Source organism: Adlercreutzia faecimuris, assembly GCF_022669055.1.
Classification (GTDB): domain Bacteria; phylum Actinomycetota; class Coriobacteriia; order Coriobacteriales; family Eggerthellaceae; genus Enterorhabdus; species Enterorhabdus faecimuris.
Map to the genome: position 1 here is coordinate 142,545 of NZ_JAJMLW010000002.1, position 17,545 is coordinate 160,089.

The window sequence follows — 17,545 nt, forward strand, 5'->3', positions numbered from 1 at the left end:
GGCTACAGGACGAACTCGAGCACGAACTCCACGAGCAGGTAGCCGAGGGCCGCGTGCGGGGCTGCCGAGTTGCCGTGCCTTCCTGCGGCCTGTGGGGAGGAGGCGATTCGCTTGCGGCGGGGCGTGCCGCTCATCGGGCTTGGGATGCGCCGGAATTGCGATTTGGTGCGCTTCCGGCGGGCGCTCGGTCGTCCGCGCCGCCCATCGCGGCCGTTCGCCGGCGTGCGACCAGGGCAAAGGCCATCGTGGGGCGGGGGGAGGGGCCCTCGGCGCGCCTTCCTGCGCACCAAATCGCAATTCCGGCGCACCGGAGGCGTCGCCGCCGGCCGCCGCGGACGGTTTTCCCGGCTTGGCTGGCAATCCATCGAGGTTTGGCATACGAAAAGCCCTGCATTGCGCCCGCCTGGCCGCTCTCGAGGCGCGGAAACGCGTGACTCGCGATGTGCGACCAGGCGAAACGTCGCAGCGGGGGATCGCAGGCGCCGGCGCGCCTATGCCAAACCTCGATAGATTGCCACTCCGGTGGCGATAAGTGTCCGCGCGGGCTGCCCGAGGCGCGCTCCGGTTCCGCCGCGCCCGCCGCCACGGGCCCGGCGCCCGCCGGACGGCCCGTCCCACCCGCGGCGGTCGTGGCGAAAGCGTGGGGCGGCGCCTCCACGGGGCGGGGCGTGTCCCCCTGCGCTAGAATGGCGCCATGACTGACGACAGCAACGACATCAAGCACCCGCCCGTCCCCGCCGTCCGCGAGGCGGGGGAGTCCGTCGCGCTCGCGGGGGCGCGCGTGCGCGAGACCCAGGCCGAGAAGATCGCGCGCATCAAGCGCGAGCTGGCCGAGGTGCCGGCGCTGCCGGGCGTCTATCTCTGGAAGGACGCGTCGGGCCAGGTCATCTACGTGGGCAAGGCCAAGCAGCTGCGCGCGCGCATGCGCCAGTACGTCAACTTCCAGGACGAGCGCGCCAAGATCCCCCTGCTCGTCGAGCAGATCGACTCCTTCGAGTACCTGGTGGTCGACAACGAGCACGAGTCGCTCGTGCTCGAGAAGAACCTCATCAACCAGCACGCCCCCTTCTTCAACGCCGACTTCAAGGACGACAAGTCCTACCCCTTCATCGCGCTGACCAAGGGCGATGCGTTCCCCGCCATCAAGTACACCCGCGAGCGCCACCGCCCCGACACGCGCTACTTCGGCCCCTACACCGACAGCCGCGCCGCGCGCACCATGGTCGACATCGCCCGGCGCGTCGTGCCGCTGTGCGCCGCGAGCTGCGCCGACTGGCGCGCGCTCACCCGCCGCATCGAGCGCGCCGAGGAGCGCCGCGCCCGCGAGCTGCGCGCCGAGGGCGCCAGCACCGCCGACGCCGCCCGCGCCGCGCGGGCCGACGGGGGCTGCGTGGCCGCCGCGCTCGCCGACGCCGCAGCCAAGCCCTGCTTCGACGCCCACGTGGGCTTGGGGCCGGGGGCCTGCTGCGGCCAGATCACGCCCGAGGAGTACGCGGCCCACGTGGCGCAGATCGAGCGCTTCCTGGCCGGCCACCACGGTGAGTTCGTCGACGAGCTCACGGCCGAGATGCGCGACGCCGCCGACGAGCTCGACTTCGAGCGCGCCGGGCGCCTCAAGGCCCGCATCGACACCATCAACTCGCTCGCCGACAAGCAGCACGCGGTGTCGTCGCGCAGCCTCGACGCCGACGTCGTGGGCTTCTTCCGCGAGGAGACGGTGGCTGGCGCCCATGTGCTCATGGTGCGCGAGGGCCGCATCATCAACTCCAACGAGTTCGTCCTGAACCGCGGCACCGACGTGCCCGACCAGGACCTCCTCCACAACTTCCTCCTGCGCTACTACGACGCCACCACCTCCATCCCCCGCGAGGTGATCGTGCGCGAGCTGCCCGAGGACGCCGAGGTCATGGAGGGGTGGCTCACGTCCAAGCTGGCCAGCGCCCACGGCGCGAAGGTGCGCTTCGCCGCGCCGCGCAAGGGCGAGAAGGCCGACCTCCTGGCCATGGCCGAGAACAACGCGCGCCACACCCTCATGCGCTACAAGGTGCGCACCAACTACGACGACAAGCGCATCAACGACGCGCTCCTCCAGCTGGAGAGCGCGCTGGCCCTCGACGCGCCGCCGATGCGCATCGAGTGCTTCGACATCTCCACCATCCACGGCTCCTACACGGTGGCCTCGATGGTGGTCTTCACCAACGGCAAGCCGGACAAGAACCAGTACCGCCGCTTCAAGATCAAGACGCCGCTCGACGAGGCGAACGACTTCCTGTCCATGCAGGAGGTGCTCTCGCGCCGCTACGCGCCCGAGCGCATGGCCGACGAGCGCTTCGGGTCCAAGCCCGACCTCATCATCCTCGACGGCGGCAAGCCGCAGCTCTCGGCCGCGCTCGCCATGTTCGACGAGCTGGGGATCGACGACATCGCCCTGGCGGGCCTGGCCAAGCGCGACGAGGAGCTGTTCGTCCCCTGGCAGGACACAGGCCCGGTGGTGCTGCCCGGCGGCAGCGCCAGCCTGTATTTGGTCAAGCAGGTGCGCGACGAGGCGCACCGCTTCGCCATCACCTTTCACCGCGAGCTGCGCGGCAAGGGGATGACGGCGTCCATCCTCGACGAGGTGGCGGGGATGGGGCCGGTGCGCAAGAAGGCGCTGCTCAAGCACTTCAAGTCATTCAGGAACCTGAAGGAGGCCACCTTGGAGGAGGTCAAGGCGGCCCGCGTGGTGCCCGACGAGGTGGCCGAGGAGCTCGTGCGGGTGATCGCGCAGTATACTGTGCACCGCGAGGCGAGCGACGCGGCGCTCAACGCCCGCCCCGGCGACGCGTCGGCGGCCGGCGAGCTCGACGGCCCCGACGCCGCGCCCGAGCCGCCCGACGGCCCCGACGCGCCCGAGCCGCCCGACCCTGACGGCCCCGCCGCGTTCGACCCCGACGCCGCGCCCGGCCCCAAAGACCCCGATGCCCAGGAGGCGCCCCATGAGCGATGAGACCCAAGACCTCGCGGCCATGCCCCAGCTGGTGATCGTCACCGGCATGAGCGGCGCCGGCCGCACCGAGGCCATGCACGTGTTCGAGGACCTCGGCTACTTCTGCGTGGACAACCTGCCCTCGAGCCTCATCGGCAGCCTCGTGGACCTCGACGGCGTCATGCGCGAGGAGGGCCGCACCGCCGAGCGGCGTCTGGCGGTGGTGTGCGACGCGCGCAACCGCGACTTCTTCGGCAGCCTGAACGCGGCTCTGGCCGACCTGCGCGGGCGCGGGGTGGACTACACCGTGCTCTTCCTCGACGCCGACGACGAGAAGCTCGTCTCGCGCTACAAGTCGAGCCGCCGGCGCCACCCCATGTGCGAGGAGGGCACCACCATCGGCCAGGGCATCCAGCGTGAGCGCCAGCTGCTCATGGAGCTGCGCGACGCGGCCGACTACGTCATCGACACCACCGACATGCTGCCCCAGAAGCTGCGCTCCACCATCCGGTCGCTGTTCGCCACGGGCAACGAGCGCAAGGGCCTGGCGGTGACGGTGTACTCCTTCGGCTTCAAGCACGGCGCGCCCCTCGACGCCGACGTGGTGATGGACGTGCGCTTCCTGCCCAACCCCTACTACGACCCCGACCTGCGCCCGCTCACCGGGCTGGACGCCCCCGTGCGCGACTTCGTCATGTTCCGCGACGAGACGACGGAGTTCCTCAAGCGCTGGAAGGGCCTGCTCGACGTCGTGATGCCCGGCTACGTGGCCGAGGGCAAGCAGCAGCTGGCCATCGCCGTGGGCTGCACGGGCGGCCAGCACCGCTCGGTGGCGCTGGCCGAGGCGACGGGCGACTACCTCAAGTCGAAGGGCTACCGCGTGAGCGTCGCCCACCGCGACCTGCGCCTGGCCGAGAAGGCGGGGAAGTGAGCCCGGTGAGGAGGCGCCAGCCCTTCCGCGTGGACCCGTCGGCCACCGCCGCCTTCTCGGCGCTGCGCGACGCGCTGCCGCAGCTCGACCGCGCGCGGCCGGCCGAGGGCGGTCTGCGCGCGGTCGTCATCGGCGGGGGCACCGGCGCGCCCATGTCCATCCGCACCCTGCTCTCGCTCGGGGCCGAGACGAGCGCCGTGGTGGCCATGGCCGACGACGGCGGGTCCACCGGCATCCTGCGCGAGGAGGCCGACGTCACGCCGCCCGGCGACATCCGCAAGTGCATCGCCGCCTTCGCCCGCGACCCCTCCGACCCGCTCGTGCGCGTGTTCAAGTACCGCTTCGCCGTCGCCCGCGACCACGCGCTGGGGAACCTCCTCCTGGCCGGGCTCGAGGACGCCTGCGGGTCGTTCCCCGAGGCCATCGCCATCTGTGAGCGGCTCGTGGACGCCCAGGGGCACGTCTACCCCTCGACCCTCGACCACGTCACGCTCGAGGCGCGCACCCGCGACGGGCGCTACCTCGACGGCCAGGCCGTGGCCTGCCACTCCAAGACGGCGCTCGACTGGGTGGCCCTGCGCGGCGAGCGCGGCGTCATCGAGCCCTACGCCCCGGCGCTCGAGGCCATCCGCCAGGCCGACCTGGTGGTGCTCGGGCCCGGGTCGCTGTTCACCTCCATCATCCCCAACCTGCTAGTGCCCGGCGTGGTCGACGCCATCCGCGCCTCGCGGGGCCGCGTGCTGTTCGTGTGCTCGCTGGCCGACGTGCAGGGCGAGACGTGGGGGCTCACGGCCCGCGAGCACCTGGAGGCCCTGTTCGACCACGGCATGGCCGGGCTCGTCGACTACATGCTCGTCCACGCCCCCGAGCCCCTGCGGGCGTCGAGCCCCGCTGACGCCCGGGCGAGCCGCGCCATCGGCGCCGACGCCGCGCCCGCCCCGCTCGAGGATCGCCAGCTCGCCGCCGGCGTGCGCCCCGTGTCCATCACCTACCAGGACCTGGTGGCCATCCAGGCGGCCGGGCCGGTCGTGCTCGCCCGTGACCTGGCCGACCCTGAGCGCCCCACCTGGCACGCCCCGGCCGCCCTGCGCGAGGCCCTCGGCGACGTCATCAAGATGACCCGCGCCCGGCGGCGCTGAGCCGGCCCGCGCGAACCCCAGAGAGCAGGTAGCCCATGTCGTTCACCGCCGAGGTCAAAGACGAGCTGGCCCACGTGCCCCCGGAGTGCTCCCACTGCGAGAAGGCGACGCTGGCGGCCCTCGTGCGCATCGAGGGCACCCTGTTCGTGAGCGGGCCGGGGCACTACCGCATGGAGGTGGCCACCGACACCCCCAGCGTCGCGCGCCTGGTCATCCGCCTGCTCCACACGCTCTACCGCCTCAAGACCGAGCTCACCGTGCGCCGCAGCGTCCTGCACAAGACGCCGAACTACCTCATCGAGGTGGTGGCCCAGCCGGGCCTGGCCGACGCCCTGCGCGACATGGGGGTGCTCTCGGCCGACGGCGGGCTGGAGATGGGGGTGAGCCCCGACCTGGTGCGCAAGAAGTGCTGCGCGGCGGCCTACCTGCGTGGCGCCTTCCTCGGCAGCGGGTTCATCTCGAGCCCCAAGAGCGACTTCCACTTCGAGGTGACCGTCGAGTCCGAGCCCCTGGCCCAGGGCATCGTCGAGGTGCTCGCGCGGGCCGGCATCGAGGCGCGCGTCATGCAGCGGCGCAGCTCGTACATGGTGTATTTGAAGAGCGGCAACGCCATCCTCGAGTTCCTCGCCTTCGCCGGCGCCCACCAGGCGGCGCTGCTCATGGAGCAGGAGCGCGTGGTCAAGAGCGTCCGCAACGACGTGAACCGCCAGATCAACGCCGAGATGGCCAACCAGAACAAGGCCGCCTCGGCCGCCGTCGACCAGATCTTCGCCATCCGCCAGGTGGTGGAGCGCCACGGCATGGAGAACCTGCCCCCCGCGCTCCAGGAGTTCATCCGCCTGCGGGTCACCTACCCGGACGCCTCCCTGAAGGAGCTCGGCGAGCGGGCCAACCCGCCGCTGTCCAAGTCCGCCGTCTACCACCGCGTCCGCCGCATCGAGCAGCTCGCCCGCGAGGCGGCCGACTAGCGCCCGCGCCGGCGCCCGCCGCGCCCCGGCGCGCCGCCACCGCGCCTCCACAACGCGCCTTGCCGCGTCCTCCCACGTCGCGTCGCGCCACGCCCCCGCGCGTGCGCCCCCTCGGGCGACGAGCGACCCATTTCTCCCCGCGCGCGGCCCGCGATGTGGCACAATAGACGGCGTTCCGCTTAGCACCCGTATCTTTCGAAAGGGGATACCATGACTATCAAGGTTGGCATCAACGGCTTCGGGCGCATCGGCCGCCTGGCGTACCGCGCCATGGCTGGCGACCCGGAGATCGACGTCGTCGCCGTCAACGACCTCGGCGACATCCCGACGATGGCCCATCTGCTCAAGTACGACTCCGTCCACGGCCGCGCCTTCGACACGGTCGAGGTGACCGAGGACGGCTTCATCGCCGACGGCCACGCCGTCAAGGTGCTCTCCGAGAAGGACCCGGCCAACCTGCCCTGGGGCGAGCTGGGGGTCGACGTGGTGGTCGAGTCCACCGGCTTCTTCACCGACGCCGACAAGGCCCGCGCCCACATCGACGCCGGCGCCAAGAAGGTCATCATCTCCGCGCCCGCCAAGCACGAGGACATCACCATCGTCATGGGCGTCAACGACGACCAGTACGACCCGGCCAAGCACCACATCATCTCCAACGCGTCGTGCACCACCAACTGCCTGGCCCCCTTCGCCAAGGTGCTGCTCGACAACTTCGGCATCCGCCGCGGCTACATGAACACCATCCATTCCTACACCAACGACCAGAAGATCCTCGACCTTCCCCACAAGGACCTGCGCCGCGCCCGCGCCGCGTCCATGTCGATGATCCCCACCACCACCGGCGCCGCCCGCGCCGTGTCGCTGGTGCTGCCCGAGCTCAAGGGCAAGCTCGACGGCTTCGCCACCCGCGTCCCCACCCCGGACGGCTCCATGGTCGACCTGACGGTGGAGCTCGAGCGCGACGTCACCGCCGAGGAGATCAACGCCGCCATGAAGGCCGCGGCCGAGGGCCCGCTCAAGGGCATCCTCGAGTACACCGAGGATCCCATCGTCTCCATCGACATCGTCGACGACCCCGCCTCCTCCATCTTCGACTCCAAGCTCACCATGGTCATGGGCGGCGAGGGCAACTTCGTCAAGTGCGTGTCCTGGTACGACAACGAGTGGGGCTACTCCAACCGCGTGAAGGACCTCGTGAAGATCCTGCTCCCGTAGCACCGCGCGCCATCTGGAAAGCGGCTCCCGCCCGGGGGCCGCTTTTCTCATAGGGGAGGGGCGCCCCTCCCGCCGGGCGCGGGTTCGCGCCCGGCCTCCCGAGAAAGGAACGAACGTGGCCGACATCACCACCATCGACGCCCTCGACGCGCGCGGCAAGCGCGTGCTGGTGCGCGTGGACTTCAACGTGCCCCTGGACGGGGGCGCCGTGACCGACGACACCCGCATCCGCGCGGCGCTGCCCACCATCGAGAAGCTCGTGGGCGACGGCGCCCGCGTCATCCTCATGAGCCACCTGGGCCGCCCCGCCGGCACCGGCTTCGAGGAGGCCTACTCCCTCGCGCCGGCCGCTGCGCGCCTGGCCGAGCTGCTCGGGCGCGACGTGGCGCTGGCCGCCGACACCGTGGGGCCCGACGCCCGGGCCAAGGCCGCCGCGCTGGGCGAGGGCGAGGTGCTCGTGCTCGAGAACCTGCGCTTCGATAAGCGCGAGAAGAAGAACGACCCCGCCTTCTGCGCCGAGCTCGCCGAGCTCGGCGACGCCTACGTCAACGACGCCTTCGGCACCGCGCACCGGGCGCACGCCTCCACGGCCGGCGTGGCCGCCCTGCTGCCGGCCTACGCGGGCTACCTCATGGAACGCGAGGTGGCCACGCTCACCGGCATGCTCGACGATCCCAAGCGCCCCTTCGTCGCCATCCTCGGCGGCTCGAAGGTCTCCGACAAGATCAAGGTCATCGACGCTCTGCTCGACAAGGCCGACGTGCTCATCATCGGCGGCGGCATGTGCTTCACGTTTCTCCTGGCCCAGGGCCTGGGCGTGGGCGCCTCCCTCAAGGAGGACGATTGGGTCGACCGCGCCGCGGGCCTCATCGAGAAGGCGCGCGAGCGCGGCGTCGAGCTGCTGCTGCCCGTCGACGTGGTGGCGGCCGACCGCTTCGCCGAGGACGCCGCGGTGGCCACGGTGCCCGTCGACGCCATCCCCGAGGACATGATGGGCCTCGACATCGGGCCCGAGACGGCGGCCGCCTACGCTAAGGCCATCGCCGGCGCCGCGTCGGTGTTCTGGAACGGCCCCATGGGCGTGTTCGAGATGGAGCCCTTCGCGGCCGGCACCCGCGCCGTGGCCGAGGCCGTCGCCGCCAACGAGGCGGCCGACACCATCATCGGCGGCGGCGACTCGGTGGCCGCCGTCAACAAGTTCGGCCTGGCCGACGCCATGACCTTCATCTCCACCGGCGGCGGCGCCTCCATGGAGCTCGTGCAGGGCGAGGCCCTGCCCGGCGTCGAGGCCCTGCGCGCCTAGGGCCGCCCGTCCCGGCCCCGCCCGGCGCGGGGCGCGGGGTCGCGGCCGACGCGTCCCCATCCCACCCACCTAACGACCAAGGAGCCACCCATGACCAACCGCAAGCCCCTCATCGCGGGCAACTGGAAGATGAACAACACCGTCAGCGAGGCGGTGGTCCTCGCCCAGGAGATCTCCAACGGCTTCGAGAAGGACTGGGCCGAGCTCGTCGACGTGTGCGTCTGCCCGCCCTCCGTCGACCTCAAGGCCGTCCGTGGGGTCTTCCTCTTCGACCACACGAAGGTGGCCGTGGGCGCCCAGAACGTCTACTTCGAGCCCAAGGGCGCCTTCACCGGCGAGATTTCCGTGGACATGCTCGTCGAGATCGGCTGCGAGTACTGCATCATCGGCCACTCCGAGCGCCGCGAGCTGTTCGGCGAGACGAACGAGGGCGTCAACCTCAAGGCGAAGGCCCTCATCGCCGGCCACGTCAAGCCCATCGTGTGCGTGGGCGAGTCGCTCGCCGTGCGCGACGAGGGCACCTACCTCGACTTCGTGCGCGCCCAGGTGCGCGCCGCCTTCGCCGGCATCGGGGCCGCCGAGGCCGCCGACGCCGTGGTGGCCTACGAGCCTATCTGGGCCATCGGCACCGGGCGCACCGCCACCCCCGAGCAGGCCGAGGAGGTGTGCGCCGCCATCCGCGCAACCTTGGCCGAGCTCTTCGGCGAGGAAGTGGCCGAGGGCATGCGCGTGCTCTACGGCGGGTCGATGAACGAGGGCAACGCCGCGCTTCTGCTGGCCATGCCCGACATCGACGGCGGCCTCATCGGCGGGGCGTCGCTCAAGGCGGTCTCGTTCCTCGACATCGTGAAGGCCGCGCTGTAATGGCCGAGCGGGACGGGGCGCGCGCCGGCCTGCGCACGCCGGCGTGCCTCATCATCATGGACGGCTTCGGCCTGGCCGAGCCGGGCCCGGGCAACGCCATATCCCTGGCCGCCACCCCGGTGCTCGACGAGCTCATGGCGACCCGCCCCTGGGTGCGCCTCGAGGCGTCCGGCCAGGCCGTGGGCCTGCCCGACGGGCAGATGGGCAACTCCGAGGTGGGGCACCTCAACATCGGGGCGGGGCGCGTGGTCTTCCAGGAGCTCACGCGCATCAACAACGCCTGCGTCGACGGGTCGCTCGCGGCCAACCCCGCCATCCAGGCGGCCTTCGAGGCCGCCAAGGCGCCCGGCGCCGCCCTGCACCTCATGGGGCTGCTCTCCGACGGCGGCGTCCACTCCTCCCAAGACCACCTCTACGCGCTTCTGCGCGCGGCGCGCGACGCCGGCGTGCCCACGGTGCGCGTCCACTGCCTCATGGACGGCCGCGACGTGCCGCCCGCCTCGGGCGCCGGCTACGTCCAGCAGCTGCTCGACGTCATCGGGGACTTGCGCGACACGGCCGAGGGCCCCTTCGACGCGGCCATCGCCAGCATCTCCGGGCGCTACTACGCCATGGACCGCGACAGCCGCTGGGAGCGGGTGGAGCAGGCCTACGCCACCATCGCCAACGCCGCCAACCTGCGCGAGTACGGCGCCGTGGCGGCCATGGAATCCTCCTACGAGGCGGGCGTCACCGACGAGTTCGTCGTGCCCGTGGCCCTCGACGGCCGCGGCATGCGCGACGGCGACGCGGTCATCTTCTTCAACTTCCGCCCCGACCGCGCCCGCGAGATCACGCGCGCGCTCGTCGACCCGGGTTTCGCCGGCTTCGAGCGCGGCCGCTGGCCCCAGGTGGCCCTCACGTGCCTGACCGAGTACGACCCGGACATCCCGGCGCCGGTGGCCTTCCCCAAGGAGTTCCCGGAAAACGTGCTCGCCGACGTGCTCGCCGACGCGGGGCTGCGCCAGTACCACATCGCCGAGACCGAGAAGTACGCCCACGTGACGTTCTTCCTCAACGGCGGCCGCGAGGAGGAGAAGGCGGGGGAGGCCCGCTCGCTCGTGCCGAGCCCGAAGGTGGCCACCTACGACCTCCAGCCCGAGATGAGCGAGCCGGAGGTGGCCCGCCGCCTGGCCGCGGCCATCGCCGCCGACGAGGCCGACGTCTACATCGTCAACTTCGCCAACTGCGACATGGTGGGCCACACCGGCTCGATCCCGGCCGCCGTGGCGGCGGTCGAGGCCGTCGACGCGGGCGTGGGGGAGGTGCTCGCGGCGGTAGAGGCTGCCGGGGGCGTGGCGCTCGTGACGGCCGACCACGGCAACGCCGACAAGATGGTCGCCGCCGACGGCACGCCGCACACGGCCCACACCACCGCGCCGGTGCCGCTCATCCTGGTGGACGAGACGGGCGCGGGCCTCGGCCTGGCGGGTGACGACGGCCGGCTGGCCGACATCGCCCCCACGCTGCTCGAGGCCCTCGGCCTGCCGGTGCCCCCCGAGATGACGGGAAAGAGCCTCCTTGCCTGAGGCGGCCCGTTTGGCTATAATCAGCTACTTGCGTATTGATTGTTAGAACCGCGAAGAGAAGAGTGAAGCCTTGAGTCCGCTGCTTATCATCATGCTCGTCCTGCTCGTCGTCTCCGGCGTCGGGCTGGTCATCTTCATCCTGCTGCACTCCGGCAAGGGAACCGGCATCTCCGATGCCATCGCCAGCTCGATGTACTCCACCCAAACGGGCACGAGCATCGTCGAGAAGAACCTCGACCGCATCACCATCATCCTGGCCGTGGTGTTCATGGTCTCGCTGCTGGTGCTGATGATCATCTACCCGCACGGCGCCATCGCCGCCTAGGGAGGCGGCCGAGGAGTTTCAAAATTCCTGTTGCATGAGACGGGGGTTCTGGTAAACTAATCGTCGCTGTTTGAAGCATGTCAGAGTGGTGGAACGGCAGACACGCTAGCTTGAGGTGCTAGTGCCCTTTATCGGGTGTGCGGGTTCAAATCCCGCCTCTGACACCATCGAAACACCGGGAGGGCCCCTTTCAGGGGCCCTCTTCTTTATTAAGGGTTCGGCCCAGCCCGCCGGGCGGGCCCCGCCGGAAGGAGGCCGCCGTGACCGTCGAGAGCGCCGCCGGAACGTCGCACGCCCACCGCGTCGAGCGGGTGCTGTGGATCGTCTTCGTCCTCAACCTGGCCGTGGCGGCGGCCAAGTACTTCTACGGCCTGGCGTCGGGGTCGGCCTCGATGCAGGCCGACGGCATCCACTCGGTGTTCGACTCGGTGGGCAACATCGTGGGGCTCGTGAGCATCGCGCTGGCCGCCCGCCCAGCCGACGCGGGGCACCCCTACGGCCACTCGAAGTTCGAGACCTACGGCTCGCTCGTCATCGGCGTCCTGCTTCTGGCGGCGGCCTTCGAGGTGGGCAGCGGCGCGGTGGAGAAGCTGGCCACGGGCACCTACACCGCCGTGGTGACGCCGGCGTCCTTCGCCGTCATGGTGGGCACCCTCGCCGTCAACCTGGGCGTCACTACCTACGAGCGCCGCGCCGGGCGGCGCCTCAAGAGCGAGATCATCATGGCCGACGCGGCCCACACGCTCTCGGACGTGTTCGTGTCGCTGGGCGTCATCGCGGGCCTGGCGCTGGTGGCCCTCGGGTTCCCGCAGGCCGACCCCGTGATGGCGCTCGTCGTGACCGTCGCCATCCTCTTCTCGGCCTGGGGCGTCTTCCGCGCCGCCTTCCGGACGCTGTCGGACACGGCCCAGCTGCCCGAGGCCGACGTGCGGGCCGTGGCGTCGGCGGTGGAGGGCATCCGCGGGGTGCACCGGGTGCGCACCCGCGGCACCGAGGCCGAGGTCTACTGCGACCTGCACATCTGGGTGGACCCGGCCATGAGCGTGCGCGACGCCCACGCCCTGGGAGATGCGGTGGAGGCAGCCGTGAAGGGGCGGTTCCCGGCGGTCAAGGAGGTGCTCGTGCACATCGAGCCCGAGGGCGACGCCGGCGACGACGAGGGCGGCCCGGCGGGGGAGTAAGGCGCTCGCGCGGCCCCGGGGGCGGGCGGCCGCTGCCTTCGGCGGGCGCGTGCTGGCGTAGTGCCGGGGCGCCGACTGCCCCCAAACGCAAAAGACGGCGACCGAGGTCGCCGTCTTGAGGGATTCGATGGTGGGCGGTACAAGATTTGAACTTGTGACCCCTACCGTGTCAAGGTAGTGCTCTCCCCCTGAGCTAACCGCCCACTTCTTGGTGAGCGACGCGTTTCCGCGTCAGCAAGAGAGTATTCTATCAGAACCGGCGGTGCTGGCAAGACCCATTTTCCGAAATTCAGCGAGCGGGCGCCGGCGGATTTTTTTCGAAAACATCCTTGCGCCGCCGTCGCGCTTCTACTATCATATCTCCTCGCGACGCGGACATGGCTCAGCTGGTAGAGCACCACCTTGCCAAGGTGGGGGTCGCGGGTTCGAATCCCGTTGTCCGCTCCATCGTCATCGAGAGGCCGGCCCGAGCAACGCCCTGGCCGGCCCTTTTCATGACGGATGCCGCATGAAGGGGCGACGTGGCCAAGTGGTAAGGCAGAGGCCTGCAAAGCCTTCACCCCCGGTTCAAATCCGGGCGTCGCCTCCAACTTCCCGGCATCGACGCCAAACGCGGACATGGCTCAGCTGGTAGAGCACCACCTTGCCAAGGTGGGGGTCGCGGGTTCGAATCCCGTTGTCCGCTCCAGAGACGCCAGGGGCTCCCGAGAGGGAGCCCCTTTTTCGTGCATTGCTGCCCGCCTCCTTAGGGGGCGGGCAGCGTCGGCCGACGCGCCGTGCGCTAGCTGACGCGCTCGGCCGACGTGATGGCGGCGTCCACGCGCTCGCGGGCGTGCTCGCCCACCGCGGCCGGCTCCGCGCCCGCCTCGGCCTCGGCCACCGCGTCGGCGATGGCCTCGTCGGCCAGCTGGCGCTTCCAGCGGGTCAGGTTCGAGTTGAACCGCATCTGGATGAGCTCGAGCACCACGGCGAAGATCATGGCGAAGTACACCATCAGCTTCTCCATGTGCATGTCGAGCACCTCGATGGAGGTGTGGATGCCGGCGGAGTCGAGCACGAGCAGCACGCCGATGGCGCAGATGAACACGAGCGCGAGGATCTTCATCTCGGGGTGCGCGTTGATGAAGTCGGAGATGGCGTCGATGAACACCATCATGATGACGACGGCGATCATGACGGCCAGGATCATGATGATGAGGTGCTGGGCCAGGCCCACCGCCGTGATGACCGAGTCGATGGAGAAGACGAGGTCCATCACCATGATGGTGCCCACGGCCTGGGGCAGCGAGATGAGGTGGGCGGCCTTGTGCTCCTCGGACGTCTCGGCCTTGATCTCGGTGAGGGCGAGCACGTCGACGAGCTCCTTGATGCCCTTGTAGATGAGGTAGCCGCCGCCGACGAGCATCACGATGTCGCGCACCGAGAACCCGTGGCTGAAGAAGCCCACGTCGATGGTGAACAGGGGTGTCGTCATGTGCACCAGGTAGGAGGCGAAGCAGAGGAACAGGATGCGCATGAGCAGCGCGCCGGCCAGGCCCAGCTTGCGGCCGATGTGCTGCTTCTCCGGGGGCAGCCGGTTGGTGGTGATGGAGATGAAGACCAGGTTGTCCACGCCCAGGACGATCTCGAGGAATATCAGCGTCAGCAGGCTGATCCACGCCTCGGGGGTCAGGAAGATCGACAGATCCACAGGTTCCTCCTCTGCTCGGGGGCCGCGCGCGGCCCGGAAAAACAAAAGACCCACGGTGCACGCCGGGCGTGGCACGGGCCATCCCAGCATGCACCATGAGTCTCGCTAATTAAGGCTCGCCAGGCCGGTTGTGGCCGCCGAAGCGGGAAACCGTCGCCATGATGTTGAACGAGCCGCGCCCGCGGGCGCCAACTACTCCCTCATGGGATGCGACCCATGCTAACAAAGGGCCCCGCCCCGCGCAATGGTATAATCGGCGAGTTCATCAACCCGTCAGGAGCAGCCCCATGGAAGCCAAGCACAGCAAGCACGCCGCCGGCAAGCACGCCGGGGGCGCCACCGCCCCGGAGGCCGCCGAGGAGCCCCGCGAGGGCGCGCCGGGCGCCGAGGAGCCGCCCGCCGGCGAGGAGCCCCCGGCCGCGGCGCACGAGCGCCGCATGGGCCGCCCGGGCCGCCGTCACGGCGCCGCCTGGCAGGCCGCCCCCGGCGAGCCGGTCCGCCACCTGGACGGCAAGGGGCTCGCGCGCCCCCTCGACCCGCCCCTGCTCGTGCGCCGCGGCATGCTCGTCTTCGCCGCCGTGGCCGTGGCCGTCGGCGGCGTCATGCTCTTCCAGTGGGTCGACCGCGTGTACCTGAGCCCGGCCGACGAGCAGCAGGCGCTCCAGCAGAGCCTCACCCGCGAGGTGTCGCTCGACCTGCCCGTGCTCGCGGCGCTCGCCCCCCTCGACGATGCCGCCATCATGCAGTCCCTCGCCGACGCCGGCAACGTCCTCTACGAGCGCACCCCGGTGGGCCAGAACCCCGACGGCGGCTTCGACGTGGTGAAGCTGCCCGCCGACGTGCCGCTGGAGGAGGCCGGGCTGCTCTACCTCCAGGGCATCAACAACATCTCGCCGGCGAGCGCCGCCAAGCTGCTCAACGGCTCGTGGGACCTCGAGGTGTCCCGCAAGGCGGGCACGGTGCTGCGCCTGCACTACGCCGACTTCGCATCCGGCGACGCCGACGGCGCCATCTTCGCCGCCATGGAGTCCCAGGGGCTCGACTCCACCATGGTCACCGACTCCGGCGTCGACGACGCCGGCAACACCTACCAGGCCGGCACCACGCCGGAGGGCTACGGCTGGCGCGTGTCGGTCATCGGGCTGTCGGAGGTCTACAAGCTAAGCGGCCTGCCCGCCACGGCCCAGTACGTCGGCATCCGCCTCACCGCCTAGGCGGCAGGGCCCTCGGGGTCGGGGCCGTAGAGGCGCACGCACTCCTCCGACACGATGAAGCGGGCCGCCTCGGGCAGCATCCGCACGGTGAAGGGGGTGGTGAGCTCGGTCACCTCGCCGTCGTACTGCACCTGCAGCGGCGGGTCGGCGCTGACCGCGATGGTGCGCCCGCGGTGCAGCTCGAGGGCGTCGGTGCGGTCGGGGAAGTCGCCCGTGCGGTCGAGCATGCTCGCCAGGAGCGCCGGGATGAGCCCGAAGGCGTCGCGGGTGTGCAGGATGGCCACGTCGAACACGCCGTCGCGCGGCAGGTTCTGGTGCACCACGGGCAGGTCGAACTGGATCTTCGAGAAGTTGACGATGAGCACGCCCACCCCCTCGCTCTCGATGACCTCCCCGTCGATGTCGATGGTGAAGCGCGAGAACTGCGGCAGCGGGTTGGTGAGCGCCGAGGTGAAGTAGGCCATGGGCCCGAGCAGGCGCTTGGCGGGCTTGGCCCCCTGCATGATGAGGGCGTCGTAGCCGGCGCCGGCCATGATGGAGAACCCGAAGCGCTCGCCGGAGGCCAGCTCGATCTCGCCCAGGTCGAAGTCCATGATCTCGCCCTCGCGGGTGAGCTTGGCCAGCGCATGGGGCTCGCTGGGCGAGGCGAGGTTCATGGCCAGAAGGTTGGCGGTGCCGGCGGGGAAGGGGAGCACCGGGATGCCCGTGTCGGCCAGCAGGTAGGTGACCGCCGCCACGGTGCCGTCGCCGCCGCTGGCCACCACCACGTCGAACTCCCCGGCGTCGGCCAGGAAGCGGCGCAGGTCGGTGGAGCCGTCGGTGGAGCGGATGACCACCTCGTCGCCGTCGGCCGCCAGGGCGCGGATGTAGTCGTAGATCGCACCCTCACCGTAGCCGGAGACCAGGTTGTTCACGATCAGCAGTTTCACAGGAGTCCTTTCCCTTGGTATGATGGGGATGGTACTACAATCGCGCGCCGTCCTTCGGCGGCGGGCATCCGTTTGTGAGGAAACGACCCGGTGTACATCGACAACCAAGAGAGCCTCGAGGCCTTCGTCGAGCGCGCGCGCAGCTCGTCGGTGCTGGCCATCGACACGGAGTTCCTGCGTGAGAAGACCTACTACGCGCGCCTGTGCCTGCTGCAGCTGGCCACCGACGAGGAGGTGGCCATCGTCGACCCCTTCGCCGTCGACGACCTCCACGTGCTGGTGCCGCTTCTGTCCGACCCCGGCATCGTCAAGCTGTTCCACGCCGGCGGCCAGGACCTCGAGATCCTCTACCGCGAGGTGGGCATGCTGCCCGAGCCCATCTTCGACACCCAGGTGGCCGCGGCGCTCCTCGGCCACACCCAGCAGATCGGCTACGGCGCCCTCGTCCACTCGATCTGCGGCGTCAACCTGAAGAAGGTGGACTCCTACACCGACTGGTCGCGCCGGCCGCTGTCCGAGTCGCAGCTCGACTACGCGGCCGACGACGTGGCCTACCTGCCGGGCATCTACCGCGAGATGTGCGCCATGCTCGACGAGCGCGGGCGGCGTGACTGGCTGGCCCCCGACTTCGCCGAGCTGTCCGACCCGGCCCGCTACGAGGCCGACCCGCGCCAGCGCTTCCGCCGCCTCAAGCGCGTGTCGTCCCTGTCGCGTCGCCAGCTCTCGGCCGCCCGCGAGGTGGCGGCCTGGCGCGAGGAGCAGGCCGCCCGCCGCGACGTGCCGCGCAAGTGGGTCATCACCGACGAGCAGATCGTCGAGGCCTGCAAGCGCGAGGCGCGCACCATCGACGAGCTGTTCATGGTGCGCGGCATGCGCGAGAAGCTGCCCACCCGCGACGCGCGGGCCGTGGCGGCGCTCGTGGCCCGGGGCCTCGACGCCCCTCAGGACGAGTGGCCCGTGCTCGACCGCGCGTCGAAGAGCGAGCCCAACGTGGACGCCCAGCTCGACCTCATGGAGGCGGTGGTGCGCCTGCGCGCGCGGGAGAACGGCATCGCGCTCCAGACGCTCGCGAGCCGCGACGACCTGGCGCGGCTGGCCCGCGGCTACCGCGACGACGTGGACGTGCTGCGCGGCTGGCGCCGGTCCATGGTGGGCGAGGAGCTGCTGGAGCTTCTGGCCGGGCGGCTCGCGCTGCGCCTGGACGGGGCCGAGCTTCGGGTGGAGCCCGTGGCCTAGGGCTCCGGCGGGCCCCG

At 70.7% G+C, this 17,545-nt stretch carries 15 protein-coding genes and 5 tRNA genes; 16 read left to right on the forward strand and 4 right to left on the reverse strand.

Features of this window, described 5'->3' with window-relative positions; genetic code table 11:
• Positions 1 to 2: 2 nt before the first annotated feature.
• Positions 3 to 134, reverse strand: a complete 132-nt coding sequence (locus LPT13_RS11700) for a hypothetical protein (protein WP_277926938.1) — start codon at positions 132 to 134, stop codon at positions 3 to 5.
• A gap of 560 nt (positions 135 to 694) precedes the next feature.
• Here LPT13_RS11700 and uvrC point away from each other — a divergent pair.
• The 11 genes from uvrC to LPT13_RS05835 all read left to right on the forward strand — a co-directional run bounded on the left by uvrC (position 695) and on the right by LPT13_RS05835 (position 12,459).
• The gene (gene uvrC / locus LPT13_RS05785; protein WP_242164520.1) at positions 695 to 2,986 is read left to right on the forward strand and encodes an excinuclease ABC subunit UvrC; all 2,292 of its coding nucleotides are present in this window, start codon (positions 695 to 697) and stop codon (positions 2,984 to 2,986) included.
• The gene (gene rapZ / locus LPT13_RS05790) at positions 2,976 to 3,896 is read left to right on the forward strand and encodes an RNase adapter RapZ (protein ID WP_242164521.1); all 921 of its coding nucleotides are present in this window, start codon (positions 2,976 to 2,978) and stop codon (positions 3,894 to 3,896) included. The genes uvrC and rapZ overlap by 11 nt, the downstream gene beginning before the upstream one ends.
• A gap of 5 nt (positions 3,897 to 3,901) precedes the next feature.
• On the forward strand, positions 3,902 to 5,035 hold the full coding sequence (locus tag LPT13_RS05795; RefSeq protein ID WP_430622572.1) for a gluconeogenesis factor YvcK family protein: 1,134 nt from the start codon (positions 3,902 to 3,904) through the stop codon (positions 5,033 to 5,035).
• 35 nt (positions 5,036 to 5,070) lie between these two features.
• Entirely contained in the window at positions 5,071 to 6,003 is a 933-nt protein-coding gene (whiA, locus tag LPT13_RS05800; protein ID WP_242164525.1) for a DNA-binding protein WhiA, read from the forward strand.
• A gap of 210 nt (positions 6,004 to 6,213) precedes the next feature.
• Complete coding sequence (gene gap, locus LPT13_RS05805; protein WP_242164526.1) at positions 6,214 to 7,218, forward strand: type I glyceraldehyde-3-phosphate dehydrogenase; 1,005 nt, start codon at positions 6,214 to 6,216, stop codon at positions 7,216 to 7,218.
• Positions 7,219 to 7,333: 115 nt separating this feature from the next.
• Positions 7,334 to 8,521 carry a phosphoglycerate kinase gene (locus tag LPT13_RS05810; protein WP_242164528.1) on the forward strand — a complete coding sequence of 396 codons (1,188 nt, stop codon included), beginning with the start codon at positions 7,334 to 7,336 and terminating at the stop codon, positions 8,519 to 8,521.
• 90 nt (positions 8,522 to 8,611) lie between these two features.
• A complete protein-coding gene (gene tpiA, locus LPT13_RS05815) occupies positions 8,612 to 9,385 on the forward strand; it encodes a triose-phosphate isomerase (RefSeq protein WP_242164530.1) in 774 nt (257 codons plus the stop codon).
• Positions 9,385 to 10,953, forward strand: coding sequence for a 2,3-bisphosphoglycerate-independent phosphoglycerate mutase (gpmI, locus tag LPT13_RS05820; RefSeq protein ID WP_242164531.1), 1,569 nt, complete (start codon positions 9,385 to 9,387; stop codon positions 10,951 to 10,953). Before tpiA ends, gpmI begins: the two co-directional genes overlap by 1 nt.
• 70 nt (positions 10,954 to 11,023) lie before the next feature.
• Positions 11,024 to 11,278 (forward strand): preprotein translocase subunit SecG, encoded by a 255-nt coding sequence (gene secG / locus LPT13_RS05825; protein WP_242164533.1) that lies wholly within the window; start codon positions 11,024 to 11,026, stop codon positions 11,276 to 11,278.
• 79 nt (positions 11,279 to 11,357) lie between these two features.
• Positions 11,358 to 11,445, forward strand: a tRNA-Leu gene (locus LPT13_RS05830).
• Between the two features lie 93 nt (positions 11,446 to 11,538).
• Entirely contained in the window at positions 11,539 to 12,459 is a 921-nt protein-coding gene (locus tag LPT13_RS05835; protein WP_242164535.1) for a cation diffusion facilitator family transporter, read from the forward strand.
• Positions 12,460 to 12,587: 128 nt separating this feature from the next.
• Here the strand turns inward: LPT13_RS05835 and LPT13_RS05840 are convergent.
• Positions 12,588 to 12,662, reverse strand: a tRNA-Val gene (locus LPT13_RS05840).
• 168 nt (positions 12,663 to 12,830) lie between these two features.
• Here LPT13_RS05840 and LPT13_RS05845 point away from each other — a divergent pair.
• The 3 genes from LPT13_RS05845 (at position 12,831) to LPT13_RS05855 (ending at position 13,147) form a co-directional block, all read left to right on the forward strand.
• Positions 12,831 to 12,906, forward strand: a tRNA-Gly gene (locus LPT13_RS05845).
• 68 nt (positions 12,907 to 12,974) lie between these two features.
• Positions 12,975 to 13,048 (forward strand) — tRNA-Cys (locus LPT13_RS05850).
• A gap of 23 nt (positions 13,049 to 13,071) precedes the next feature.
• A tRNA-Gly gene (locus LPT13_RS05855) sits at positions 13,072 to 13,147 on the forward strand.
• Positions 13,148 to 13,240: 93 nt separating this feature from the next.
• Here LPT13_RS05855 and LPT13_RS05860 read toward each other — a convergent pair.
• The gene (locus LPT13_RS05860) at positions 13,241 to 14,149 is read right to left on the reverse strand and encodes a TerC family protein (protein WP_242164538.1); all 909 of its coding nucleotides are present in this window, start codon (positions 14,147 to 14,149) and stop codon (positions 13,241 to 13,243) included.
• 287 nt (positions 14,150 to 14,436) lie between these two features.
• Here LPT13_RS05860 and LPT13_RS05865 point away from each other — a divergent pair, with 287 nt between their 5' ends.
• A complete protein-coding gene (locus LPT13_RS05865) occupies positions 14,437 to 15,363 on the forward strand; it encodes a teichoic acid transporter (RefSeq protein ID WP_242164540.1) in 927 nt (308 codons plus the stop codon).
• Here the strand turns inward: LPT13_RS05865 and LPT13_RS05870 are convergent.
• Entirely contained in the window at positions 15,360 to 16,292 is a 933-nt protein-coding gene (locus tag LPT13_RS05870; RefSeq protein ID WP_242164542.1) for a diacylglycerol/lipid kinase family protein, read from the reverse strand. The two genes, LPT13_RS05865 and LPT13_RS05870, sit on opposite strands and share 4 nt — an antisense overlap.
• A 90-nt stretch (positions 16,293 to 16,382) precedes the next feature.
• Between LPT13_RS05870 and rnd the strand changes: the two genes are divergently transcribed.
• A complete protein-coding gene (rnd, locus tag LPT13_RS05875; protein WP_242164544.1) occupies positions 16,383 to 17,528 on the forward strand; it encodes a ribonuclease D in 1,146 nt (381 codons plus the stop codon).
• Positions 17,529 to 17,545 lie beyond the last annotated feature (17 nt).